Origin of the sequence: Chryseobacterium sp. SORGH_AS_0447 (genome assembly GCF_030818695.1) — a bacterium.
In the GTDB taxonomy this organism is placed as follows: Bacteria; Bacteroidota; Bacteroidia; order Flavobacteriales; family Weeksellaceae; genus Chryseobacterium.
Genome location: NZ_JAUTAR010000001.1, coordinates 2,026,829 through 2,049,065 on the forward strand (window position 1 = coordinate 2,026,829; position 22,237 = coordinate 2,049,065).

At 41.3% G+C, this 22,237-nt stretch carries 24 protein-coding genes and 1 pseudogene; 19 read left to right on the plus strand and 6 right to left on the minus strand.

What is annotated here, in order from left to right; all coding sequences use genetic code 11:
• Positions 1 to 13 precede the first annotated feature (13 nt).
• The 10 genes and pseudogenes from QE422_RS09480 to QE422_RS09525 form a co-directional block, all read left to right on the plus strand.
• Positions 14 to 1,624: a DUF4139 domain-containing protein gene (locus QE422_RS09480; protein WP_307457256.1), complete on the plus strand. Its 1,611-nt coding sequence runs from the start codon at positions 14 to 16 to the stop codon at positions 1,622 to 1,624.
• A gap of 155 nt (positions 1,625 to 1,779) precedes the next feature.
• Entirely contained in the window at positions 1,780 to 2,283 is a 504-nt protein-coding gene (locus QE422_RS09485) for a GbsR/MarR family transcriptional regulator (protein ID WP_307457258.1), read from the plus strand.
• 191 nt (positions 2,284 to 2,474) lie between these two features.
• A complete protein-coding gene (locus tag QE422_RS09490; RefSeq protein ID WP_307457262.1) occupies positions 2,475 to 2,906 on the plus strand; it encodes a hypothetical protein in 432 nt (143 codons plus the stop codon).
• Positions 2,907 to 2,913: 7 nt separating this feature from the next.
• Positions 2,914 to 3,252 (plus strand): hypothetical protein, encoded by a 339-nt coding sequence (locus QE422_RS09495; protein WP_307457265.1) that lies wholly within the window; start codon positions 2,914 to 2,916, stop codon positions 3,250 to 3,252.
• A 12-nt stretch (positions 3,253 to 3,264) separates the two neighbouring features.
• Positions 3,265 to 3,669 (plus strand): hypothetical protein, encoded by a 405-nt coding sequence (locus tag QE422_RS09500; protein WP_307457269.1) that lies wholly within the window; start codon positions 3,265 to 3,267, stop codon positions 3,667 to 3,669.
• A 76-nt stretch (positions 3,670 to 3,745) separates the two neighbouring features.
• A complete protein-coding gene (locus tag QE422_RS09505) occupies positions 3,746 to 4,123 on the plus strand; it encodes a hypothetical protein (protein WP_307457272.1) in 378 nt (125 codons plus the stop codon).
• Between the two features lie 28 nt (positions 4,124 to 4,151).
• Positions 4,152 to 4,574: a hypothetical protein gene (locus QE422_RS09510; protein ID WP_307457275.1), complete on the plus strand. Its 423-nt coding sequence runs from the start codon at positions 4,152 to 4,154 to the stop codon at positions 4,572 to 4,574.
• 3 nt (positions 4,575 to 4,577) lie between these two features.
• Positions 4,578 to 5,063 carry an SRPBCC family protein gene (locus QE422_RS09515; RefSeq protein WP_307457277.1) on the plus strand — a complete coding sequence of 162 codons (486 nt, stop codon included), beginning with the start codon at positions 4,578 to 4,580 and terminating at the stop codon, positions 5,061 to 5,063.
• A gap of 7 nt (positions 5,064 to 5,070) precedes the next feature.
• Entirely contained in the window at positions 5,071 to 5,787 is a 717-nt protein-coding gene (locus QE422_RS09520; RefSeq protein WP_307457280.1) for a YqjF family protein, read from the plus strand.
• Positions 5,788 to 6,156: 369 nt separating this feature from the next.
• Positions 6,157 to 6,981, plus strand: a pseudogene (locus tag QE422_RS09525) (TIGR01777 family oxidoreductase); the annotation flags it as partial.
• Between the two features lie 133 nt (positions 6,982 to 7,114).
• Here the strand turns inward: QE422_RS09525 and QE422_RS09530 are convergent.
• The 4 genes from QE422_RS09530 to QE422_RS09545 all read right to left on the minus strand — a co-directional run bounded on the left by QE422_RS09530 (position 7,115) and on the right by QE422_RS09545 (position 10,209).
• On the minus strand, positions 7,115 to 7,270 hold the full coding sequence (locus QE422_RS09530) for a hypothetical protein (RefSeq protein WP_307457283.1): 156 nt from the start codon (positions 7,268 to 7,270) through the stop codon (positions 7,115 to 7,117).
• Positions 7,271 to 7,351: 81 nt separating this feature from the next.
• Positions 7,352 to 8,278, minus strand: a complete 927-nt coding sequence (locus QE422_RS09535; protein WP_307457284.1) for an alpha/beta fold hydrolase — start codon at positions 8,276 to 8,278, stop codon at positions 7,352 to 7,354.
• A gap of 407 nt (positions 8,279 to 8,685) precedes the next feature.
• Positions 8,686 to 9,570, minus strand: a complete 885-nt coding sequence (locus tag QE422_RS09540; protein ID WP_307457287.1) for an NmrA family NAD(P)-binding protein — start codon at positions 9,568 to 9,570, stop codon at positions 8,686 to 8,688.
• Positions 9,571 to 9,645: 75 nt separating this feature from the next.
• Positions 9,646 to 10,209, minus strand: a complete 564-nt coding sequence (locus QE422_RS09545; RefSeq protein ID WP_307457289.1) for a Crp/Fnr family transcriptional regulator — start codon at positions 10,207 to 10,209, stop codon at positions 9,646 to 9,648.
• Positions 10,210 to 10,754: 545 nt separating this feature from the next.
• Between QE422_RS09545 and QE422_RS09550 the strand changes: the two genes are divergently transcribed.
• The 6 genes from QE422_RS09550 (at position 10,755) to QE422_RS09575 (ending at position 18,564) form a co-directional block, all read left to right on the plus strand.
• Positions 10,755 to 12,197 carry an alpha-L-fucosidase gene (locus tag QE422_RS09550; protein ID WP_307457292.1) on the plus strand — a complete coding sequence of 481 codons (1,443 nt, stop codon included), beginning with the start codon at positions 10,755 to 10,757 and terminating at the stop codon, positions 12,195 to 12,197.
• Positions 12,197 to 14,854, plus strand: a complete 2,658-nt coding sequence (locus QE422_RS09555; RefSeq protein WP_307457294.1) for a beta-glucosidase — start codon at positions 12,197 to 12,199, stop codon at positions 14,852 to 14,854. The genes QE422_RS09550 and QE422_RS09555 overlap by 1 nt, the downstream gene beginning before the upstream one ends.
• Positions 14,855 to 14,954: 100 nt before the next feature.
• Positions 14,955 to 15,218 carry a hypothetical protein gene (locus QE422_RS09560; RefSeq protein ID WP_307457297.1) on the plus strand — a complete coding sequence of 88 codons (264 nt, stop codon included), beginning with the start codon at positions 14,955 to 14,957 and terminating at the stop codon, positions 15,216 to 15,218.
• 230 nt (positions 15,219 to 15,448) lie between these two features.
• Positions 15,449 to 16,837 carry a dihydrolipoyl dehydrogenase gene (lpdA, locus tag QE422_RS09565; protein WP_307457299.1) on the plus strand — a complete coding sequence of 463 codons (1,389 nt, stop codon included), beginning with the start codon at positions 15,449 to 15,451 and terminating at the stop codon, positions 16,835 to 16,837.
• A gap of 35 nt (positions 16,838 to 16,872) precedes the next feature.
• Positions 16,873 to 17,487 carry a PH domain-containing protein gene (locus QE422_RS09570; RefSeq protein ID WP_307457302.1) on the plus strand — a complete coding sequence of 205 codons (615 nt, stop codon included), beginning with the start codon at positions 16,873 to 16,875 and terminating at the stop codon, positions 17,485 to 17,487.
• A gap of 270 nt (positions 17,488 to 17,757) precedes the next feature.
• A complete protein-coding gene (locus tag QE422_RS09575; protein ID WP_307457305.1) occupies positions 17,758 to 18,564 on the plus strand; it encodes a patatin-like phospholipase family protein in 807 nt (268 codons plus the stop codon).
• 512 nt (positions 18,565 to 19,076) lie between these two features.
• On the opposite strand, the gene QE422_RS09580 is transcribed toward QE422_RS09575, so the two are convergent.
• Positions 19,077 to 19,307, minus strand: a complete 231-nt coding sequence (locus tag QE422_RS09580) for a hypothetical protein (protein WP_307457308.1) — start codon at positions 19,305 to 19,307, stop codon at positions 19,077 to 19,079.
• 9 nt (positions 19,308 to 19,316) lie between these two features.
• Positions 19,317 to 19,511 (minus strand): hypothetical protein, encoded by a 195-nt coding sequence (locus QE422_RS09585; protein WP_307457311.1) that lies wholly within the window; start codon positions 19,509 to 19,511, stop codon positions 19,317 to 19,319.
• Between the two features lie 446 nt (positions 19,512 to 19,957).
• On the opposite strand from QE422_RS09585, the gene QE422_RS09590 reads away from it, so the two are divergent.
• Genes QE422_RS09590 through QE422_RS09600 form a run of 3 tightly spaced genes read left to right on the plus strand, consistent with a single transcriptional unit; the run spans position 19,958 to position 22,153 of the window.
• Positions 19,958 to 20,458 (plus strand): hypothetical protein, encoded by a 501-nt coding sequence (locus QE422_RS09590; RefSeq protein WP_307457314.1) that lies wholly within the window; start codon positions 19,958 to 19,960, stop codon positions 20,456 to 20,458.
• Entirely contained in the window at positions 20,455 to 21,894 is a 1,440-nt protein-coding gene (locus QE422_RS09595; protein WP_307457317.1) for an SPFH domain-containing protein, read from the plus strand. Before QE422_RS09590 ends, QE422_RS09595 begins: the two co-directional genes overlap by 4 nt.
• Positions 21,887 to 22,153 carry a hypothetical protein gene (locus QE422_RS09600; RefSeq protein WP_307457320.1) on the plus strand — a complete coding sequence of 89 codons (267 nt, stop codon included), beginning with the start codon at positions 21,887 to 21,889 and terminating at the stop codon, positions 22,151 to 22,153. Before QE422_RS09595 ends, QE422_RS09600 begins: the two co-directional genes overlap by 8 nt.
• Positions 22,154 to 22,237 lie beyond the last annotated feature (84 nt).

Below are 22,237 nucleotides of genomic sequence, written 5' to 3' on the forward strand. Positions count from 1 at the left end.
TAAACGTTACCATATGAAAAAGGTCATTATCGTTGCTTTATGCAGTATTTCACTTATTGCATTCGGGCAAAAACCTGTATTTGCGGAAGCGAAATTAAATTCAGTTACTTTATACGAACAATCTGCAGAACTGTACAGCAACAGCACATTTAAAATTCCGAAAGGGAGCTCAGAAGTTGTGATTACAAACATTGCGCAGAATATCGATGAAAGTACTATAAAAATAGGCTCCCGATCTAAAGTTTCAGTTCTTACGTATCGATTCACAACAGATGAAAATTTTTACAAAACGGAACTGGATAAAAGAAACCCGCAGCATAAGATTGTCCTGGACAGCATTTCTCTTATGGAGAAAAAATTAAAGGATCTGGACTTCCAGAAAACAGCCTTAGCAAACAGCATTGGTATTTTGGATAAAAATCAAATAATTAATGCGGGATCCACTTCCTATTCAAAAGAACTTGAAAAGCTCATTGATTATTATCAGAAAAAAAGAACCGAATTGAGCATACAGCTGGATAAAGCTGAAACTTCCTATTCTTCTGTGGCTGAAAAGCTGGATAAATTACGGACAAAATTTGATCTCAACAATCAGGAACTGGAAAAATATCCTAAAGGAAAACTGGTTCTGCAGATTTCGAGCGAAGGTTCGGAAGATGTAAATTTAGACATCAGATACAGCATCCGTGAAGCTTTGTGGAGACCTTACTACGATGTTGTTATTCCTGATATAAACTCCAAAGCACAGTTGCTGTATAAAGCAATGGTAAGACAGAATTCCGGACTGGACTGGAAGAATGTTGAGCTTCATCTGGTTTCGGGATATCCGAATGTCAAGAAACAGATTCCTTTTTTACCTGCGTGGAGTTTGCTTTATCAGGAACCTTTAGCAGCCGTTGATCACGGAGTAAAATTGGACCGTGCTGAAAATTATGTTTCAGTAAGATCATCATCTGTAAAACAGGTAAGTGTTGCTGAAGTTGCCCTGGTTGGTTCAACTGTTTCCAGAAACCAGCTGAATGTGGCCTACGATCTGAAAGACCGGTATACCATTTTATCCAATAATCAGGATAACAGTATTAATCTGGACCGGACAGAAATTCCTGCAATCTATACGTACTATACCATTCCGAAAATTGACAGAACGGTTTATCTGATTGCAGAACTCGATAATCTTGATAAATACAACCTCATCAATGCGGAAGCGAATGTAATTTTCGAAAATACGAATGTCGGCAAAACAACCCTTAACGCAGAAAATACAGACAGTAAACTTTTACTCACTCTGGGCGACGATAAAAGAATAAGCGTCAAAAGAGAAGCAGTTAAAGATAAAACCATGGAAAAGAGTATTTCTTCATCCAATAAAGAACAGCAGTTTGCCTATCAATTAACCATTCGTAACAACAAAAGTGAAAAGGTTAAGATCAGAATCAAAGACAGAATTCCGGTCTCTCAGGATAAGCAGCTCATCATAACGCTGGTCAATAAAGGAGGTGCCACTTATAATGAAGAAACGGGAGAACTGACCTGGGATATCCTTTTAAATGCCAATGAGACCAGAAAATTAGAATTTTCATTTAAAGTCAATTCCTTAAAAAACAGGACGATTTTAGGATTATAATAAATAAGCAGAGATGATCTCAGCATAGTAAGTTAAAATTAGTATCAACAGACATTTTTGAAATGTCTGTTTTTATTTAAAATTAATTTTCAAAAATTATTGAAAATTCAAAAAATATAATTATATTTGTCATAAGAAACTGAAACAACAGAACAATGACACTTTCGGAAGCTAAAGAAAAATACATTCAGACCTGGGGAACGTTCGCCACCAATTGGGGGATCAACCGGACGATGGCGCAGGTACACGCTTTGCTGATCGCAAGTGAAAGGCCGCTATCAACCGATGAGGTGATGCAGCAGCTGGAAATTTCCAGGGGGAATGCCAATATGAACATCAGAGCCTTGATGGACTGGGGAATCGTAAGGAAAGAATTTGTGAAAGGCGACCGGAAAGAATATTTTATAGCGGAGAAAGATGTCTGGTACCTGTTCAAGCAGATTACCAAAGAACGTCGGAAAAGGGAAATAGAACCCGTGATTTCCTTTCTGGAAGAGCTGAAGGATATTGAAGACAAGGATACGGAAGGAGCCAAAGAATTCATCAAGCTGATGAACGATTTCAGTTCCGTGACCGGGAAAATCAACAACATCATGGATCTGGCGATCAAAAGCGACGACCACTGGCTGGTAGGGAAAATTACCAACCTGTTGAAATAGTGATACGTAAAACCAGGTAAAACTTTGTCAAATTTTAACTTTGACAAAGTGTAAAAGGCAGAAGCCTTTTTTATTTAATTTAAACTTTCAAATATTATTGAAAATTTTATAATTATGAAAAATTTAATCATTCATTTGTTCCTGATTTTTTATTTCGGGCTTCATCAGAAAAATTAATAAAAACGATAACCATGAAAACTTTTATTACTACCGATTTTTATATACAGTCTCTGCTGTTTTTCCTGCTCCTTATGTCGGTTATACCGTATTTTCAGCCATTTGTTAGAGATTTTGGTATTGCTGTGTACTTTCTGATTGCGGTGGTTCATCTGATCAGCGCCAACAGGAAAATGTTTTCAAATACATATGAGAAGAGTATTCTGTTCCTCATCTATTATATCATCAGTATGCTTTTTATCATAACCCTTTTTTCACTGGCAGTAGTAGATGAAATATCTGTCATAAACCGTTTCTGGACTATTTACGGCAGGCGCGTGATGAGTTTTGCCATATACGGCACACCGGTCCTGGCCCTTATTTATTATCTGATCTGTGCAAATGATTACAGAAGGCAATTAAAAAAACAGAATTCAGCATCAGACAGGATTCATCATATCAATTAACTGTTCCATGTTTAATATCATTTCATATCTGCTTTTCCTTTCTATCAGTTCGTACATTACCGCTGATATAGGAAGAAGATGCTATCGGGCCGGCGCAGTCTATCTGGAATACCTGATTCATGATTCGGATTTCTGCCTGACGATCAACCGCATTTTACTCGGATGTTATTATCTGATCAACCTCGGATATATCGCCATCAACCTCACCAGCTGGGAAAAAATTGCGTCTTTTGAACAGGTTCTGGCAGTAACAGCCATCCGCATCGGAAACATTATGCTGATTCTCTGTGTCCTGCATTACACCAATATCTTCACCCTCTATTTCCTCAGAAAAAATCTAACCTAAAAATAAACTATTATGACAGCAACCATCCTAACCACCGCAACGTACAATTTTTCAGCGTACATGATTTATTTGCCGATCGTCATTACACTAACGGTCTTTGTATCACAGTTTCTTTTTCAAAATTCAAAGACATTCATGATCGATATTTTTCATCAGAAGGAAGACATCGCGATGGCCACCAATTCATTGTTCAAGATCGGATTTTATCTGCTGAATATGGGATTTGCACTCTGTATTATTGAATTTTATGAAATTCATACACTTGAGAGTCTCGTTGTCGATATGAGCGAGAAAATCGGCAAGTTCTCCATCTATCTCGGGATCATGATGCTTCTCAATCTGCTCCTGTTCCTGAAAGGCCGTAAACACGCCATGAATAAAGAGAAAATGATCAAAAATGAAACTGCTGAGATGTAAATTCCGGATCGTATAAAACTTGCAATAGGAAACAAATCCACCCCTGTAGATAAGCTAATTTTTAAAACCTGCAGCCATGAAAACTTTTTTAAAGATCGATTATTATTTACAGCTCACCGTATTTCTTACCTATATCTTATTTGGAATAACCTACGGATTTTTTAAAAATAAATTATTTACCGTATGGATTGCCTTTTATTTTGTTGTAGGCGGATTTCAGCTGGTCAGTTACATCATCAGGATCTTTATAGGCTCCTGGAATGACCTTTTTATCAGATTTTACGGCTTTATGATTGTACCGATCTGGATCGTATTGCTTTTTGACAGATTGGGGATCACTATCGATATGCTTTCTTTTATTCCTGCCTATGGTTTGCTGACCAGCCCTTTTTTATCAATTACTTACCTGTTATATTGCAGGGAGAAATTTAAATATTATACAGTACAGCTTTAAAAATTTTCACACTTAAAATAGCAGAGCCATGAAAACTCTTTTAACATATGACCTGAGAATCCAGCAGACCCTGATCCTGCTTTTTATTGCCTCCATATTAACAGCACTTCTGCTGAAGCAGGAATATATGATGGTGGTACTTATTGTTGAATTTTTCCTGATCGCATTCTTTCAGTATGTTCTGAACACGATAAAATTCTGTAATGTCCGCTACATAAAAACAGCCTCAAGAAAGATTTACATTGTTGCATCGACCTATGTTGTCATCGGTTTTTTGATTTGGATCCTGATGTGCATGTTATCGCTGCCACCACTGGATTTGGATGAGACCATCGGAAATATCTTTGGATATACGGTAATTTCCTGGACGGTGCTTTCCCCGGTTCTCATACTGCAGTCGTTATCGATAAGCTTCTCCGATAATGAAGACACAAAAAAATATAATACTTAAGAAATGTTTAAAATCCATTTGGAAACGGTAATCCATGCCGACATCTATAAAGTTTTTGATCTGGCCCGGGATATCGACCTTCATCAGAAATCAACTTTCCGGACGGGTGAAAAAGCCATTGCCGGAAGAACGTCAGGGCTGATCTGGCAGGGCGAAACCGTTACTTGGAAAGCCCGGCATTTGGGTATTGTGCAGACTTTAACCACAAAAATCGTAACCATGCAGAAACCTGATCATTTCACCGATGTCATGCTGCAAGGTGCTTTCAGATCCATGAAACACCAGCATCTTTTCAGGCACGAAGGCAAAAATACCATCATGACCGATATTTTTGAGTTTGAATCTCCGTTCGGAATCATCGGCAAAATTTTCAATACCCTGTTCCTCAGGAATTACATGAAAAAATTCCTCCTGGAAAGAAACCGGCTTATCAAAAGCACTGCAGAATCAGTGGATTTGTTTGATAAAAAACCAACCTATATTAAATAATGAAATTATGAACTTTTTAAAAGCTGAGTGGCGAAAGCTGGCCACCATTAATTATGAGATAAATCCCTCACTTCTTTTACCCTATCTGCCGGTAGGAACGCAGCTGGATCATTATCAGGGAAAATGTTACGTAAGTTTGGTAGGATTCATGTTTTTGAACACAAAACTGCTCGGATTTTCTGTTCCGTTTCACAGGAATTTCGAGGAAGTGAATCTGAGGTTCTATGTAAAGAAAAAAGAAGGTGATTTATGGAAAAGAGGAGTGGTCTTCATTAAGGAAATTGTTCCGAAGCCCGCCCTGAGCCTGATTGCAAATTCAGTATACAAAGAAAATTATACAACAAGACCGATGAAAAATAGAATTGATCAGAAAGAGGAAGGGCTGTTAATAAAATATTCCTGGAAAGATAAAACCTGGCATTCGATAAGCATAACCGCGGAAAATATTCCTTTGCCCATGAAACCGGATACGGAATTTGAATTTATTACCGAACATTATTTTGGCTTTACAAAAAGAGAAGATAAAACTTCGGAATATGAAGTCTGCCATCCGAAATGGGAATACTACGAAGTAAAAAGCCATGATTTGAGGGTCGATTTTGAAACCCTTTACGGAAAAGATTTCGAGTGTCTAAATCATCAGCAGCCTGTTTCGGTAATGCTGGCGGAAGGTTCTGAAATACAAGTGAAACAAAAAGGGCCTGCAGAGATAATTAATGATTAAACAAAAAGGAGTAACCCGACTTAAAAAAATAAAAACTGATGCAAATTTTAATGATTTTTGTGTCGATTTTTAAGGGAACAAAGTAAAGTGGCAGAACTGCTAATCAAGTGTGCACATGATACATACGCTTCATAAATCAGCTTGATGATACTTCCTTTGCCTGCTTAGTAATATGCTTTATGAAAAGAAAAATTCGCGTCTGAAAAATGTAACCTGGTTTTGAATGATCGTAAATTTTGAACCTTGAACCTTGAACCTTGAACTTTGAATCTTAAACCTTAAACTTTAAACCCGCTCTTCATGAAAATCATCATTGCCGCCGGAACTGGCTTCCTTGGAAAAAATCTCGAATAATACTTTACTGCCAAAGGCCATCAGGTCTATATCCTGACGCGGAACCCAAAGCGCAGGAACGAATTTCACTGGGATGCCAACACTTTGGGTGACTGGAAGAACCTGCTTGAAAATGCCGATGTGTTGATCAACCTAGCCGGAAAATCTGTCGATTGCCGGTACACGCCAAAAAACAGGCAGGAAATTTATGATTCCCGGCTTAACAGTACAAAAGTCCTGCAGCAGGCCGTTGACCAATGCAGGTCTAAACCGAAAGTCTGGATGAATGCCAGTTCGGCCACCATCTACATCCATTCCGAAACTCATCTGAATACGGAAGAAAACGGAATTATCGGCGACGATTTTTCCATGAACATCTGCAAGAGCTGGGAGCAGGTATTTTTTAAAACAACAACCGAAGAGGTAAGGAAAGTGGCTTTACGGACTTCCATTGTGTTGGGGAACAACGGCGGTGCTTTCTCCAAGCTGAAAACCCTTACGAAAGTCGGGCTGGGCGGAAAGCAGGGCCGGGGAAACCAAAAGGTGAGCTGGATCCACATTCATGATTTCTGCAAAGCGGTGGAATATGGGATAGATCATCACGATTTATCAGGTCCGGTTAATGTAACCGCTCCGAATCCGCTTTCCAATGAAAGCTTTATGAAAGAATTGAGACGGGAAATGAACATTCCTTTCGGTCTGAACGCTTCGGCCTGGCAGCTGGAAATCGCTTCGGCGATTGTAAGGACTGAAACGGAACTTCTCCTGAAGAGCCGGAATGTCTATCCGGATAAATTACTGAAAAACGGTTTTGAATTTACTTATCCCAAACTTGAAACCGCACTGCAAGATCTGGTTTGATTCAATTATTTTAGACGTATTGAAGTTTGCAATCTTACCGCCCGGAACGGTGTCATATTGAAAATTATCAAGGTAAAAACCTCTGAATAAGAATGTACGAATAGGTTTGTAGCCCATTTAAAGCGAACTATATTTACAAAAATAAAATTAACGCAAAGCTTGATGAAGGTTCTGCATATTTTAAAGGAGCAAAGTAAAGCGGCAAAGCCGCTGATGAAGCGTCTGCATAAAGCGTACGCTTCATCAGATCAGCCTGCTTATCCCTTCTTTGCTCCTTTAAATTTTGCATCAGGAAAAAGTAAACTTTGCGTTAAAAAATCATTCAAGGAAAAAATAAATGAAAGAGGCTAAAAATATCCTGAAAACATTTTCAGATCTTTTCCGGATTCCATTTTTTCAGGTAGTCAAAAACAGCTTTCAGCACAGCGTCAGGATTTTCTTCGAACATATAGTGACCGGTATCCGCCAGATGAACCAGCTCATACTGCTCGGCAGTGAAAGGAAGTGCATACTGATAAAACCCATAAGATACATTGCTGGCAATTCCCAATACAGGCACCGTTAATTTCTGATACCTTTTACCATCCTCAATATCCTGATGAAACGCCTGATACCAGGCATTAGATGCCCGGATGCGCTCGGGCTGATTGTAAACCGATGCATACACTTCTTTCTCAAAATCTGAAATTTTACGGTCGTCTGTCATTACGTAATGAAAGAGCCAATCGAGGAGATGACGGAAGCGGCCTTCCAGCAGTTTTTCAGGAAGTCCCTTAATTTGGTTGAATCCCATCCACCAGGTGTAAGGCTGCTCGGGATTGATTTTCTCGCCGAAAGTGCCCGGAGCAGGAATCAGCGGCATCTGCAGCATGCCTTCGCTGGGATGAAGCCCGTCGGCAAGGATCAGCCTGCTTACCGATTCCGGGAAGTTGTAGGCCAGGCTCATTGATACCATTCCGCCGATATCGTGGCCTAGTACCACAGCTTTCTTCAAACCAAGCTGTAAGATGAGTTCATGGATATCTGTAGCCATTGTCTTTTTATCATACCCGGATAAAGGTGTTGCAGAACTGCCCATTCCCCGGATATCGACTACGATAACACGGCAATGTTCTGAAAGTGGTAAAGCAATATTCCGGTAAGAATACCAGGTTTGTGGCCATCCGGGCAGACAGATGATCGGGATACCACTTCCTCCGTCTGCATAATGCAGGGAAGTCCCGTTTACGTCAATGCTATGGTTTTTGAATCCGTTCCAGTTTTGGATCAGAGATTCGTCGGTATATTGGTTTTCCATAAGATTTTTTATTTGAAATTGTTTGATGTTTGTTTTTTTTAAGGTTATGGGCTGTTTTTCAATAAAGCTGGAAAATGTTATTCCTGCAGACGAAAGTTATGGTCATTATGAAATGTTGATTCAGTGAAATCTGTCTGAATCTGCAATAACCAATCTTCAACAATTTTTTGACGCAAAGGCTGATTATTATTCCGGCTATTTCAAAGGGAAAAAAGCAAAGCGGAAAAGCCGCTAATAATGCGAACGGATCATGTCAGAGCTTCGTCAGATCAGCTTGCTGATCCATTCTTTGCTTCCTTTTATTATGCATCAGGCATAGCAAACTTTGGGTTAAAAAATAGCTAAGCAGAACCTTAAATTCAGACGCTCTTATATTTCCTGGACAGCTTCAGGATGAACTGAAAGGATTATCGTAAAGTTTCCTCAGCAGTCTGCCAGGAAAGATCCGGATACCGGTCATTATCCAGCTCTTGATGATGGGCGGCAAACATGCTGTAGAGATACTGCATCTGCTGCCAGGCCGGATATAACTCATGTTCCCCTTCAGGATGCGCTTTTCTCACCTTTTCAATCGTTTCTTTAAACTGATCCAGCGTTCCGTTATGCTCCAGCCGGAAAGGTGTACCGAATACCTTTTCGCTCAACGCTACAAAATCTTCAGGGCTGGCCCGGAATCCGGCAATACACAGGAATCTCGGGGCCGAATCATCGAGCGCAGCGGCTGCGGTAAAGGCAGCGGTATCTTCAAGGGAAGTAAAATCGATCTTCCAATCGGTTTTGCCTTCGTAATAAGCAATGCTTTGGTCTTTTTGGTTGAGAAGCGGAATCCCGAAACGTAAAACATAGGAAAAAGCCCCGTTGAAAACAGACGTTAATCTGATGGGCCGGTTTTCTGCTATCCGGCTGAATGTTTTGCGCAGATCGAAATTGCGGTTGCAGTCTTCTGGAAGTTGGGTGTAGTCGGTACAGAAATCGGAAGGGATAAACCGGGGAATACCGGCGTCTACGGCGGCATCTAGCAGCTGAGACTGTGCTTCCACGATCACTTCATGCAGTCCTGCCAGTGCGGATACCACGCAGGATACCCCGGAACAGGCTGTGGTAAGTTGGGAAGCATCGTTATAATCCGCACTAAAGATTTCGATGCCTGCATCCCGCAATACTTTTATTTTCTCCGGCTTGCTTCCGGTGCGGACCAGGGCTCTTACATTTGCACCTCTTGACAGCAGTTCCCGGCAGATCTTTTCGCCAAGGCTTCCGGTAGCTCCGGCAACCAAAATGATATTTTTCATAATTCTAATGATGTTTGATTATCAAAACTATGAATTATCGTCCCGCCTGAAACTACCATTTGGTAGATTTTTAGATCAGTGGATATTTTTCCGGATCCGGCTAAGGGCATTGGGGGTAATACCCAGATAAGAAGCCAGCTGTTTCACCGATACGCGCTGCATAAAGTCCGGCTGCTGCAAAAATTCAAGATAGCGTTCTTCCACGGTCAGGGTCTGGAAACGGATAATCTCATCAATCATCCGCATGGCCATGGATTCCCAGGTTTTCCTCCCGAATTCCTGCCAGGCCGGCAGCTGGCGGTACAGCATTTCCATGTCTTTTCTTTCGATGTAATACAATTCGGTTTCTTCAACAGCTTCTATATTGAAGCGGGTCGGCTGCTGGGGTCTGAAACTGGAAATTTCCGTGAAGAATTCTCCGGGCAGCACAATCCAGGCCGTCAGTTCCCGATCATCCCCGTAAATGAAACGCAGTGCCCCGCTTTTGAGGAAATAATACCGGTCTGCAATCTGTCCGCGTTTCAGCAACAGCTGTTTTTTTTGGAGTGTTTTCGGATGGAATTTGGAGATTACAAAAGGCAGATCATCTCCATGAAGCTGGTCTGCTCCTGTTTTAATGAAATGAATGAGTTCCTGCATAAATGTACGATCAGTTAATAAATACCTTCCAAATGTATTGTAAAATTTTGAATTATAGCGGATAAGATTTACGGTAGATGGCAATGTTTAGCATGCGATATTGATGTGTGTTTGTAAGTGAAAAATCTCCCACGGATCGCGCAGATTTTCACAGATGATAACGTGGCTTCAAGTCTCTCAGCCACCGATACTCTCTATTCCTTTAAATTAGGAAGTATAAAATCAAAGATTAAACTTTTAGCGCAACGTTTGTCATCCCTTTAGGGATCTAAATATAGTTTTAGCGATAAGTATGAAGATCCGCGATTAGATTCCTGCAAGAATTGAAAGTTTAAAGTGTTCAGAGACAAAACAGGTGGAAAATTAAATTTCAATAAAAATCTATGATTTTTTCTGATGTGCTCTAAAATATCTCAAAGCTTGGGTCTGAATCTCATGTGGCTCAGGTATTGAATTCCTAATAGGTCAATGATCTTTAATCAGGTATTGGAAAAATCGTTTGTCCATTCCTCAAATGATGATTAAATTAGCAAAAACTAAACTTAATGTTCATCAGACCGAAAACGAAAACACTATTTCTCTCGTCATTACTTATTTCATCTGCTTTTTTTTCCCAGGCCCACAACGTCTCCGAAGGGTATCAGAAACCTACCGATCCCTTGGTAGCTCAGAATCTTGAAAACTGGCAGGATCTGAAATTCGGGCTTTTCATGCACTGGGGAACGTACAGCCAGTGGGGAATTGTGGAAAGCTGGAGCCTCTGCCCGGAAGATGAATCCTGGACCCAGCGCAAGCTGGAGCATGGCAAATCCTATTACGAATATGTAAAAAACTACGAAAATCTTCAGACGACGTTTAACCCTACCCAATTTAATCCGCAGAAATGGGCAGATGCCGCAAAAAAAGCGGGAATGAAATATGTGGTATTTACCACCAAACACCATGACGGTTTTGCCATGTTCGATACCCAACAGTCTGATTATAAAATTACTTCTCCTCAAACGCCCTTTTCTAAAAACCCGAAGGCGGATGTAACGAAGGAAATATTCAATACCTTCAGAAACGAAGGCTTTAAAATCGGGGCCTATTTCTCTAAACCGGACTGGCATTCCAACGACTATTGGTGGTCTTACTTCCCTCCGAAAGACCGGAATGTGAATTATGATCCCAAAAAATATCCCGGAAGATGGGAGAATTTCAAAAAATTTACTTTTAACCAGCTGAATGAAATCACTTCCAAGTACGGAAAAATCGACATCCTTTGGCTGGACGGAGGCTGGGTGCGCCCCTTTAACACCATCGATCCGAAAGTAGAGTGGCAGCGGACCATTAAAGTAGAACAGGACATCGATATGGATAAGATAGGAACCATGGCGCGGAAAAATCAGCCCGGAATCATTGTTGTAGACCGTACCGTTGCCGGGAAATGGGAAAATTATGTAACGCCGGAGCAGGCCGTTCCGGAAAAAGCACTGGATATTCCGTGGGAAAGCTGCATTACGATGGGTGATTCGTTTTCCTATGTGCCGAACGACAACTACAAATCCTCCCAGAAAATCATAGAAACCCTGGTGAAAATCATTTCCAGGGGTGGAAATTACCTGATGAACATCGCTCCCGGTCCCAATGGGGATTACGATGCTGTGGTGTATGAAAGGTTAAAGGAAATTTCCGGATGGATGGATAAAAACCAATCGGCGGTTTTTGCAACGCGAAGCATCGCTCCTTATCATGACGGAAACTTTTACTATACAAAAAGTAAAGACGGAAAAACGGTGAATGTTTTCCACTTGGATGAACAAACAGAATACAAATCTCCTTCAACCTTACACTTCACCATTCCTGAAAATTATAAGCCAAAATCATTGAAAGTATTGGGACTGCCAGGAAAAATTCAGTGGAAGAAAACAGGAAATTCCATTGATGTTCAGTTACCGGAACAGAGAGCCGGATTAAAATTTGCAACCGTTATCCAAATCGTTCAATAATGAAATTAAATTTTACATTCATTGGAATTACATTATTGGGTTCCGTTTTTATATCTGCCCAGAAACCGTTGTATAAAGATCCGAAACAGCCTGTAGAAGTCAGGGTGCAGGATCTGCTGAAAAGAATGACGCCTGAAGAAAAGTTCTGGCAGTGTTTCATGATTCCCGGCGATCTTGATAATGTTCCGAAAGGCCAGTACGCTCATGGGATTTTCGGGCTTCAGGTAAGTGCCGGAAACCAGGGCGGCGGTGCGGCCGGGCAGATGCTCACGTACAATGCGAATGAGGATGCGGAAAAGCTGACCAAAAAAATCAATGCCATCCAGAAATATTTTGTCGAAGAATCAAGATTGGGAATTCCGGTCATTCCGTTTGATGAAGCGCTGCACGGACTGGTGCGGGAAGGTGCCACGGCTTTCCCGCAGGCCATCGGCCTTGCCGCGACGTTTAATCCTGAATTGATGAAGCAGGTTTCAACAGCCATTGCCAGAGAATCAAAATTGAGAGGGATCCGGCAGATTTTAACCCCGGTGGTGAATCTGGCGAGCGATGTCCGTTGGGGAAGGACCGAGGAGACGTATGGCGAAGATCCTTTCCTGACTTCGGTTATGGGCGTTAGTTTCGTCAGCTCCTTTGAGAATATGGGAATTATCACCACGCCGAAACACTTTTTGGCAAACGTCGGCGAAGGCGGCCGCGATTCATATCCGATCCACTGGAGCAAAAGATACCTGGAGGAAACGCACTTGGTTCCTTTTGAAAAAGCCTTTCATCAGGGGAAAAGCCGTTCGGTAATGACTTCGTACAATCTGCTGGACGGCAGGCCTTCGACCGCAAACCATTGGCTGCTGACGGAAAAATTAAAAAAAGACTGGAATTTTAAAGGCTTCGTGATTAGCGATGCCAGTGCTGTCGGCGGAGCCAATGTACTGCATTTTACGGCGAAGGATTATGACGATGCCTCGGCACAGGCCATCAATGCCGGGCTGGATGTCATTTTTCAGACCGAATATAAGCATTACCAGCTTTTCATCCCGCCTTTCCTGGACGGACGGATTTCAAAAGAAAGAATCGACGATGCGGTGGCCAGGGTACTGAGGGCAAAATTTGAACTCGGACTTTTTGAAAACCCGTACGTTTCCGAAAAGGACATTGAAGCTTTAAAGAAAATCAACCATAAGCCCCTGGCGGAAAAAGCAGCCGTCGAATCTTTTGTCCTGCTTCAAAATCAGAATCATACGCTACCTGTTCCGGAAAATGTAAAAAGGATATTGGTAGTGGGAACCGATGCAGCTGATGCAAGACTGGGTGGTTACTCAGGGCCGGGAAATAAAAAGGTAAGCATCCTCGAAGGAATCCGGAATTTTGTAAAAAATAAGAATATTGAAATTACCTATTCAAAAGGGATCGACTGGAACCTGAAAAAGTATGTAACCGTTCCCGCTGAATTTTTATCTTCCGGAAATCAGAAAGGGCTGAAAGGAACTTATTTTGCCAATTCGGATGTAAAAGGAACTCCCGCTTTTGAAAGACAGGACGAACAGCTGAATTTCAGGTGGACTTTATACTCGCCAAATCCTGAAAAGCTGCAGCCTGACGATTACAGTGTCCGGTGGACCGGAAAATTACAGGCACCGGAATCCGGAAAATACCAGTTAGGTCTTCGCGGAAACGACGGGTTCAGGCTTTATCTCAACGGAAAATTAATGATCGACAATTGGGAAAAGCTGAGTTATTCCACCAAAACCGTAGATCTCGATTTTATTAAAGGTCAGAAATATGATGTGGCTGTGGAATTCCATGAAAACAGGGGAGAAGCCAACATCGAGCTGATCTGGAATTACGGACTGAACGATTACCGTAAAGATTATAACGATGCCTTAAAACTGGCGCAGGAAGCAGATTACATCATCGTAACCGCCGGAATTCACGAAGGTGAGTTTCAGGACCGGTCGTCTTTAAGCCTTCCGGGAAACCAGGAACCATTCATTCATGAAGTTTCAACATTAAACAAACCGGTTGCCGTAGTTTTGGTAGGTGGCTCTGCCATAAAAACAACGGATTGGAAAGATGAGGTCGGGGCCATTCTCGACGTCTGGTATCCGGGGGAAGAGGGAGGAAATGCCGTAGCGAAAGTGTTGTTCGGAGCAGAAAACCCGTCGGGAAAATTACCGGTTACTTTCCCGGTGGAAGAGGGGCAGCTGCCTTTATCCTACAACCATCATCCGACCGGTAGAGGAAACGATTATTATGACCTGAGCGGCGAACCGTTATATCCGTTCGGATTCGGGTTAAGCTATAGCACTTTTGAAATTTCCGGGCTTGAATTAAATCAGTCAGCCTATTCTGCCAACGATACGATCATTGCTAAAGTCAACGTAAAAAATACAGGCTCAAAATTAGGAAGTGAAGTGGTACAGCTGTATGTGAAAGACCTGCTGGCTTCGGTTTCAAGACCTATTATTGAACTGAAAGGTTTTCAGAAGGTGCATTTAAAACCTGGAGAATCAAAACAAATTTCCATTGAAGTCCCGGTGAAAGAACTGAAATTTTTGGACGAAAATATGAACTGGACGGTTGAAAAAGGGACATACCGGATTTTGGTTGGGAATTCCTCAAAGAATCTTCCGCTGAAACAGAATATAGAAATTAAATAGTTCTAAAATTATTGTACGATATCTGTAAGCATTTTCTCATAATTGAATGAGGATAATGAATGACAAATTACATTAAAATCATTCGTAAAAAGTACATATCATGAAAAAGTTTTTAATATCGACCGTTATTTTGCTCGGATTATCAATGAATGTTTACGGACAAAGACGTCCGCCTGCGCCGCCACATCCTTCGAAAGGCCAGCTGGTCAGCAGTAAATCTCAGGAGCTGGCACAAAGGTACAACAGAGAGAGAAAGCTTATCCTGAATCATCCGTTGGCCACAAAGAAAATGAAAAGAGACCAGTTAAGGGCGCTTAATGAAAGATATGCCAATGAAAAACGTTTGCTGAGAAGCGCAAAATAACATAATAGTTTTAACGAAAATAAATAAAAAGTCCGTTTCATCATTTTGATACGGGCTTTTTTGTATCATTTCCAGTTAAGATTTATTTATTTGAAATAGCTGTCGCTGTTAGCAATAAAAGCACCTCATTTCCTTTAAAAATCATCCTTAAATTTCACCGCATATCAATTTTTGAGGAATGCAGCACTTCCGATATTTTTCCTTAAATTCGCATAAAAATTTTTATTATAATGAACTACGATATTATTGTCATCGGAAGTGGTCCTGGTGGATATGTTACAGCGATCAGAGCAGCACAATTGGGTTTCAAAACTGCCATTATCGAGAAGGAAAACTTAGGAGGGATCTGCCTGAACTGGGGATGTATTCCGACAAAAGCTTTGTTAAAATCTGCGCAGGTTTTTCATTATATCAACCACGCTGAAGATTACGGACTGAATAAAGTGGAAGGAAGCTTCGAATTCCCGAACGTGATCCAGAGAAGCCGTGGGGTAGCCAACAAAATGAGCAAAGGGATTGAGTTCCTGATGAAGAAAAATAAGATCGATGTGATCATGGGAACGGCAAAAGTTCAGAAAGGTAAAAAAGTTTCCGTTACCGATAAGGAAGGAAAAACAACCGAATATACAGGAACGAACATCATCATTGCAACCGGTGCACGTTCAAGAGAATTGCCGAACCTTCCGCAGGACGGTAAAAAAGTAATCGGTTACCGACAGGCTTTGTCTCTTCCGGAGCAGCCGAAATCAATGATCGTTGTAGGTTCAGGAGCGATCGGGGTAGAATTTGCCGATTTCTATAACACGATGGGAACAAAAGTTACTGTTGTTGAATTCATGCCGAACATCGTTCCGGTAGAAGATGAAGAAATCTCCAAGCACCTTGAAAAGTCCCTTAAAAAAACAGGCATCGAGATCATGACCAATGCTTCAGTAGAAAGCGTGGATACCAGCGGTGAAGGCGTAAAAGCTACGGTAAAAACAGCGAAAGGGAACATTACCCTGGAAGCGGATATTTTACTTTCTGCCGTAGGAATTGCTGCCAACATCGAGAACATCGGTTTGGAAGAAGTAGGCATCCAGACGGATAAAGGAAGAGTATTGGTAAACGAATGGTATGAAACTTCAGTTCCGGGTTACTACGCGATCGGAGACATCATCCCGACTCAGGCTCTGGCACACGTTGCTTCTGCAGAAGGAATTACCTGTGTAGAGAAAATCAAGGGAATGCACGTGGAAAAAATCGATTACGGCAATATCCCGGGATGTACGTACTGTCACCCTGAAGTTGCTTCTGTAGGTCTTACCGAAAAGCAGGCTAAAGAAAAAGGCTACGAGATCAAGGTAGGAAAGTTCCCGCTTTCTGCCAGCGGAAAAGCGACGGCGAACGGAAATACCGATGGTTTCATCAAAGTAATTTTCGATGCGAAATACGGTGAATGGTTAGGCTGTCACATGATCGGAGAAGGGGTTACCGATATGGTAGCAGAAGCGGTTGTGGCAAGAAAGCTTGAAACGACTGGTCACGAAATCATCAAATCCATCCACCCGCACCCGACGGTTTCCGAAGCGATTATGGAAGCTGCAGCAGCTGCTTACGGTGAAGTGATCCACATTTAATCAATACATAAACTAATAATTAAATACAACAATCGATGTTTAAAAAACTGGCTGCGGAAGCTTTGGGACTGGGAGATATCGGAAAAATTATTTCTTCTCAGGATTATGACAAGGTAGATTCTGACGATTATATCCTGTCTGAAGACAACGAGAAAATTTTCTTCCTGATCAAATCCAGAAGAGATGAATACTGTTTTACCAACCGGGCTTTGATCCACATTGACGGCGCAAGCGCTTTGGATAAGAAAAGGGTTCTGAAGAGATACGAATATTATCAGTTTCCATTTTCCAACATCGCCTTACAGACGGCAGGAACCATCGACCTGGATGTCGAGATTTCATTCAATATCGGGAATGTTCCGATGATGATCAGTGTGGCGAAAGGCCAGATCGATCAACTGAAAGACCTGTACAAAACATTGCTGGCAATTCAGCAGGAAGTTCACCACAACCATTCGCTGCTGAACTTTTCCAACGACAGCATCCAGAAAGCCATTACTTCGGTGGCTTCCGGAAAGCAGGAAAATGTTTCGAAAAGCCAGGAATTAAGAGCCATCAACGAATATATTTTCGCCTGGAACACCACCAGTTTCGATAAATATAACCAGAAAGATTTTTCAAGAATCTTTGAAAAGTATATTAATAATTAGAATAATATTTTCAAATACTTAAGCCCGGAATTTCCGGGCTTTTTTAATACCTTAGAATAAGATTGCTGAGCAGTGTGTTATGCTGAGTTTATGAAGACCTTTGAGAACAAATAATACTCAAACCTTAAAAAACTTCCGGCATCCAACATCCTTCTTCCCGCCTTTCAACCCATATTAATCTAATTTTTATTTGTGTTAAAAAAATGGCAAAATCACCGGATCTGGAAAAAGATGACCCATTATTTTGTTATGTTTTCTTATATTTAATCCATGAATTCTGAGAAAATAGGACTTGTGTTATCCGGCGGCGGAACCAAAGGGATTGCGCATGCCGGGGTTTTAAAATTCTTAGCCGAGAAAAATATTACGATCGATGTGCTGTCCTGCTGCAGCGCCGGTTCTATCGTAGGGTGTCTCTATGCCATCGGTAAAAAGCCGGAAGAAATTCTGGAATTCTTCAAATCGATCTATTTTTTCAACTGGAAACACTTTGCGTTCAACCAGCCCGGGTTGGTTTCATCGGTGATCTTCAGGAATTACCTGAATCCTGTTTTCGGGGAGATGAAATTGGAAGATCTGGATAAAGAGGTAAAAATTGTCGCTACGGAACTGGTCGGCGGCACTGAAAAGATTTTCGACAGTAATTTTAAAATTGTAGATGCCATTATTGCTTCGTGTTCTATTCCGGGAGTAACGACCCCTTATATCATTGACGATGAAATGTACTGCGACGGCGGTGTGCTGAACAATTTTCCGGCAGATATCATCCGGAAAGACTGCGATAAGCTGATCGGTGTTTTTGTGTCGCCGCCGCATGATATTAAGATCAGTGATCTGAAATCCATCAAAGCCATCGTTTCCCGTTCCTACGACTTACTTTCTTATCGCATCGAAAAGATAAAATTCGATCACTGCGACTGGTTTATTTCATCTCAGGAACTCTCTACTTACGGCACTTTTGAAAGAAGAAAAGACCGTCTGGAACAGATTTTCAACATCGGTTACCAGGCTGCAAAAGACAGCTTCGATGAAAGCCGGTTTTACACCGAAGTAAAAAAGGAAGAACGTATTGTTTGAGGTGAATGGTGAATGGTGAATGGTCAATCCGCTTCGCTTGTCAATTTTTTGGTGTTAAAAGATTGACCATTGACTTGCGACAGCAAATTCACCATTGACAATATAGCGGTGAATGGTGAGTGGTCAATCCGCTTCGCTTGTGAATTTTTTTGTGTCTAATTTTGTGGAATTTCTAACGCAAGGGGACGCAAAGTCTTCTTGTGCAATATTCCGCATATTTTCCGTTCGCAAGGGCACTCTGTTCAGCAAATGATAGTAATGCATTAAAGGTGAATGGTGAGTGGTCAATCCGCTTTGCTTGTTAATTGTTTGGTGTTAAAAGATTGACCATTGACTTGCGAAGCAAAATTCACTATTGACAATAGAGCGATGAATGGTGAGTGGTCATCCGCTTCGCTTGTGAATTTATTTTATGCTAGAACTTCACTATTGGCTTGAGCAGTAAAATTCACTATTGATCTAAATAAAAAATTCCCAGCTCAAAGCTAGGAATCTATATATAGTTTTTAATGTTAGTTTTTCACAACATAACCGCTTTGATTAACGACCGTCTTACCATTTTGATCTGTTACGAAGAGTGTATAGGGTGCTTTTTTAGCAGAATCTGTTAGATAATTTCTCCAGATCTGGTAAGTATAGCCATTGTTACTGAATTCATAGTAATAATTTCCACCTGTTCCATCGGGAATCAGCTCACCGTTTGAAATAATCATGTTTGGCTTGGATGTAACTTTTCCATTCACTCCCCACGATTAGTACAGGTAATTCCCATTCGGTTGCTGGTCAATCTTAATTTTAAATTTTTTAGTTTTAATAATGACTGATTTCGGAACTTTTTCTTTCTGGTAATTTATTTTTGAGATCGAGGTTTCATCAACTTTTGTATTGGCCTGCATCAGCGAAAACTGTGCTATACAAAAAACACTAAGGGCAATTTTTCTGATCATTTTCTTATGCTTAATGATTATGGGTAAAATCCGATCAAATTTAAAGCCAACACCGCAATTTTTAACGATTTTCCTGTTCAGATTTCACTTTTATGGATCAACTTTAAAATAATTTGTAAGCTGCTGGTAAAAATAATTGATTTGATTTTCAGTGATTTATAGGGTGTTTTAAAAAATAATTAAACTTTTTGAAGCAAGTGAATATTTTTCTTACGTACATTTGTACCACAAAAGGATCTCGTTCCTTTATTATCAAAATGAAACTAATTAACTTTAAGTTTTTTCTATTAAAAGTATCAGAAATCACCTTCACGATTTTTAATACATCTCCACCGGCAACGTCTTAATTTTTCGAAAGAATTAGTATATAATTCGTACTCTGTTTTCCATTTCTGAAAAAACAGGGCACATCTCCCGTTTTCAAATTTTAATCAAAAACAAAAACTATGGAATTAAGTTTTCATGGCTGGATGATTCCGGCTGTTATCGCCTTGTTGTGCGTTATTTTTTACAAATTTATTTTAAGAATTTTCTTCGGACTCGTTATTGTCCCCCAGGATAGGATCGGGCTGGTTACCAAAAAATTTGTGCTCGTCGGCAAACAGGAACTTCCGGAAGGCAGGATTATCGCGACCAATGGTGAAGCGGGTTTCCAGGCGCAGACCCTGGCTCCCGGAGTTTATTTCGGCAAATGGATCTGGCAGTATTCTATCGATTTTCAGCCGTTTACAGTGATCCCGACCGGGAAAATAGGACTGCTTCTGGCAAAAGACGGAGTGGAGCTGGAAACCGGAAGGATCTTAGGAAGAAAAGTAGACTGTGATTCTTTTCAGGATGCCGAAGCCTTTCTGAAAAACGGAGGCCGAAAGGCCGGCAAACCGCCATTATTGCTCCGGGATCTTACAGGATTAATACATTGTTGTTTGAAATTGAACTCACAGAGATGACGCAGATCCCCGATAATGCGGTAGGAATTATTACCACGATGGAAGGAAGTCCGCTGGAAGAAGGCCAGATTGCCGGAAAGATCATTAATGGGCACAATAAATTTCAGGATGTGGATACTTTCTTGAACAGCGGAGGCTATAAAGGACTTCAGGAACAGGTGATCCTGGCGGGCTCTTATTTTCTCAACCCATGGTTTACCAAAGTAGAGATGGTAAAAATGACGGAAATTCCGATCGGGCATGTAGGAGTGATCATCAGCTACGTGGGAGAAGACGGCAAAGATTTAAGCGGTGTGGATTTCAAGCACGGAAATATTGTAGAGAAAGGACATAAAGGAGTCTGGGCAGAACCGATCGGCCCCGGAAAATATCCGATCAATCCATATATCATGAAAGTGGAGCTGGTTCCGACCACCAATCTGGTTTTAAACTGGGCCTACGAAAGAAGTGAATCCCACCAACTCGATAAAAACCTTTCGACCATTACGGTACGGAGTAAAGACGGTTTCCCTTTCAACCTGGATGTTTCACAGATCATTCATATTCCGACTTATGAAGCACCGAAAGTTATCGCACGCTTCGGAAATATGATCAATCTCGTAAGCCAGGTGCTGGAACCGACGATTGGAAACTATTTCAGGAATTCGGCGCAGGACAGCGACGTCATTGCTTTTCTCGGAAGCCGTAAAGAAAGACAGCAATCCGCCAAAGACCATATCAGCAGCGTATTGGAGCAGTACAATGTAAATGCCGTGGATACCCTGATCGGAGCCATCGTTCCTCCGGAAAGTTTAATGAAGACCTTGACCGACCGTAAGCTGGCTGAAGAGCAGAAGATCACCTACGAAACCGAAATGCTTGCCCAGGAAACCCGCCAGGCCCTGGAAAAGGAAACGGCTGTGGCCGATATGCAGAAAGAAATTGTAAAAGCCGACCAAGGAGTCGTGATTGCGGAAAGAATTGCCGATGCATCCGTGAAAAAAGCAACCGGAGACGCCAATTCCGTAAGGCTGCAGGCGACTGCGGAAGGGGACAGGCTGAAGCTACTGGCCACCGGGGAAGCGGAAAAGACCAGACTGCTCGCTAAAGCCGAAGCCGAAAAAATAGAATTGCTGGCCAAAGCAAGCGCGGAGCAGATTTCACTCACCGGTAATGCAGAAGCAGAGAAGATCCTGGCTATCGGTAAATCCAACGCCGAATCGTATAAGCTATCCGTGGAAGCGATGGGCGGAAATAACTTCACCCAGTTAAAAATCATGGAAAATATCGCCAACCAGAACGTAAGAATTATGCCGGAAGTTTTGATCGGCGGAAACGGTGATGCCGCAAACGGCGGGATCAGCGGGCTTCTCGGACTGCAGCTGTTGGAACAGGTGCAAAAGAAAAATATGGGAACTTCTGTCGTAATGGAAGAAAAGCAGGAAAACAATGCTTAATTTATATATTGATATTTTTAAAATGCTTAAAATCATTCCGTTCTTTATTGTAATTCTGGTGATTTGTTTTCTTATTTTCGTATTCCTTCAGATCAGCAATAAAGCTCATAAGAAAAAGTCGGTCAGCTATTATGAAATCATGATCATCAATCTTATTCTGATTTTTCAGCTGACAAACCTTTACAGACTTTTAATTAAGAATGAAATCGCGGAAAATATAAAGACTACGGAAATCATATCCAGAAAACCTGCTTTTTAAAAGTAAGTAGAGAGTACAGATTTGATCAAGATAAAACTTATCAAGTCAGAATTTAAATGTCAGAAAATAGCTGGATCTATTGTA

What these genes read in the sequence shown, in the direction of transcription:
- QE422_RS09515 (WP_307457277.1), top strand. Translation starts at nt 4,578, where the DNA reads ATGTTTAAAATCCATTTGGAAACGGTAATCCATGCCGACATCTATAAA.
- QE422_RS09600 (WP_307457320.1), top strand. Translation starts at nt 21,887, where the DNA reads ATGCTTAATTTATATATTGATATTTTTAAAATGCTTAAAATCATTCCG.
- QE422_RS09585 (WP_307457311.1), bottom strand. Translation starts at nt 19,511, where the DNA reads ATGATCAGAAAAATTGCCCTTAGTGTTTTTTGTATAGCACAGTTTTCG.
- QE422_RS09545 (WP_307457289.1), bottom strand. Translation starts at nt 10,209, where the DNA reads ATGCAGGAACTCATTCATTTCATTAAAACAGGAGCAGACCAGCTTCAT.
- QE422_RS09530 (WP_307457283.1), bottom strand. Translation starts at nt 7,270, where the DNA reads ATGCAAAATTTAAAGGAGCAAAGAAGGGATAAGCAGGCTGATCTGATG.
- QE422_RS09560 (WP_307457297.1), top strand. Translation starts at nt 14,955, where the DNA reads ATGAAAAAGTTTTTAATATCGACCGTTATTTTGCTCGGATTATCAATG.
- QE422_RS09485 (WP_307457258.1), top strand. Translation starts at nt 1,780, where the DNA reads ATGACACTTTCGGAAGCTAAAGAAAAATACATTCAGACCTGGGGAACG.
- QE422_RS09570 (WP_307457302.1), top strand. Translation starts at nt 16,873, where the DNA reads ATGTTTAAAAAACTGGCTGCGGAAGCTTTGGGACTGGGAGATATCGGA.
- QE422_RS09500 (WP_307457269.1), top strand. Translation starts at nt 3,265, where the DNA reads ATGACAGCAACCATCCTAACCACCGCAACGTACAATTTTTCAGCGTAC.
- QE422_RS09590 (WP_307457314.1), top strand. Translation starts at nt 19,958, where the DNA reads ATGGAATTAAGTTTTCATGGCTGGATGATTCCGGCTGTTATCGCCTTG.
- QE422_RS09520 (WP_307457280.1), top strand. Translation starts at nt 5,071, where the DNA reads ATGAACTTTTTAAAAGCTGAGTGGCGAAAGCTGGCCACCATTAATTAT.
- QE422_RS09535 (WP_307457284.1), bottom strand. Translation starts at nt 8,278, where the DNA reads ATGGAAAACCAATATACCGACGAATCTCTGATCCAAAACTGGAACGGA.
- QE422_RS09510 (WP_307457275.1), top strand. Translation starts at nt 4,152, where the DNA reads ATGAAAACTCTTTTAACATATGACCTGAGAATCCAGCAGACCCTGATC.
- QE422_RS09480 (WP_307457256.1), top strand. Translation starts at nt 14, where the DNA reads ATGAAAAAGGTCATTATCGTTGCTTTATGCAGTATTTCACTTATTGCA.
- QE422_RS09555 (WP_307457294.1), top strand. Translation starts at nt 12,197, where the DNA reads ATGAAATTAAATTTTACATTCATTGGAATTACATTATTGGGTTCCGTT.
- QE422_RS09550 (WP_307457292.1), top strand. Translation starts at nt 10,755, where the DNA reads ATGTTCATCAGACCGAAAACGAAAACACTATTTCTCTCGTCATTACTT.
- QE422_RS09505 (WP_307457272.1), top strand. Translation starts at nt 3,746, where the DNA reads ATGAAAACTTTTTTAAAGATCGATTATTATTTACAGCTCACCGTATTT.
- QE422_RS09575 (WP_307457305.1), top strand. Translation starts at nt 17,758, where the DNA reads ATGAATTCTGAGAAAATAGGACTTGTGTTATCCGGCGGCGGAACCAAA.
- QE422_RS09495 (WP_307457265.1), top strand. Translation starts at nt 2,914, where the DNA reads ATGTTTAATATCATTTCATATCTGCTTTTCCTTTCTATCAGTTCGTAC.
- QE422_RS09540 (WP_307457287.1), bottom strand. Translation starts at nt 9,570, where the DNA reads ATGAAAAATATCATTTTGGTTGCCGGAGCTACCGGAAGCCTTGGCGAA.
- QE422_RS09490 (WP_307457262.1), top strand. Translation starts at nt 2,475, where the DNA reads ATGAAAACTTTTATTACTACCGATTTTTATATACAGTCTCTGCTGTTT.
- QE422_RS09595 (WP_307457317.1), top strand. Translation starts at nt 20,455, where the DNA reads ATGACGCAGATCCCCGATAATGCGGTAGGAATTATTACCACGATGGAA.
- lpdA (WP_307457299.1), top strand. Translation starts at nt 15,449, where the DNA reads ATGAACTACGATATTATTGTCATCGGAAGTGGTCCTGGTGGATATGTT.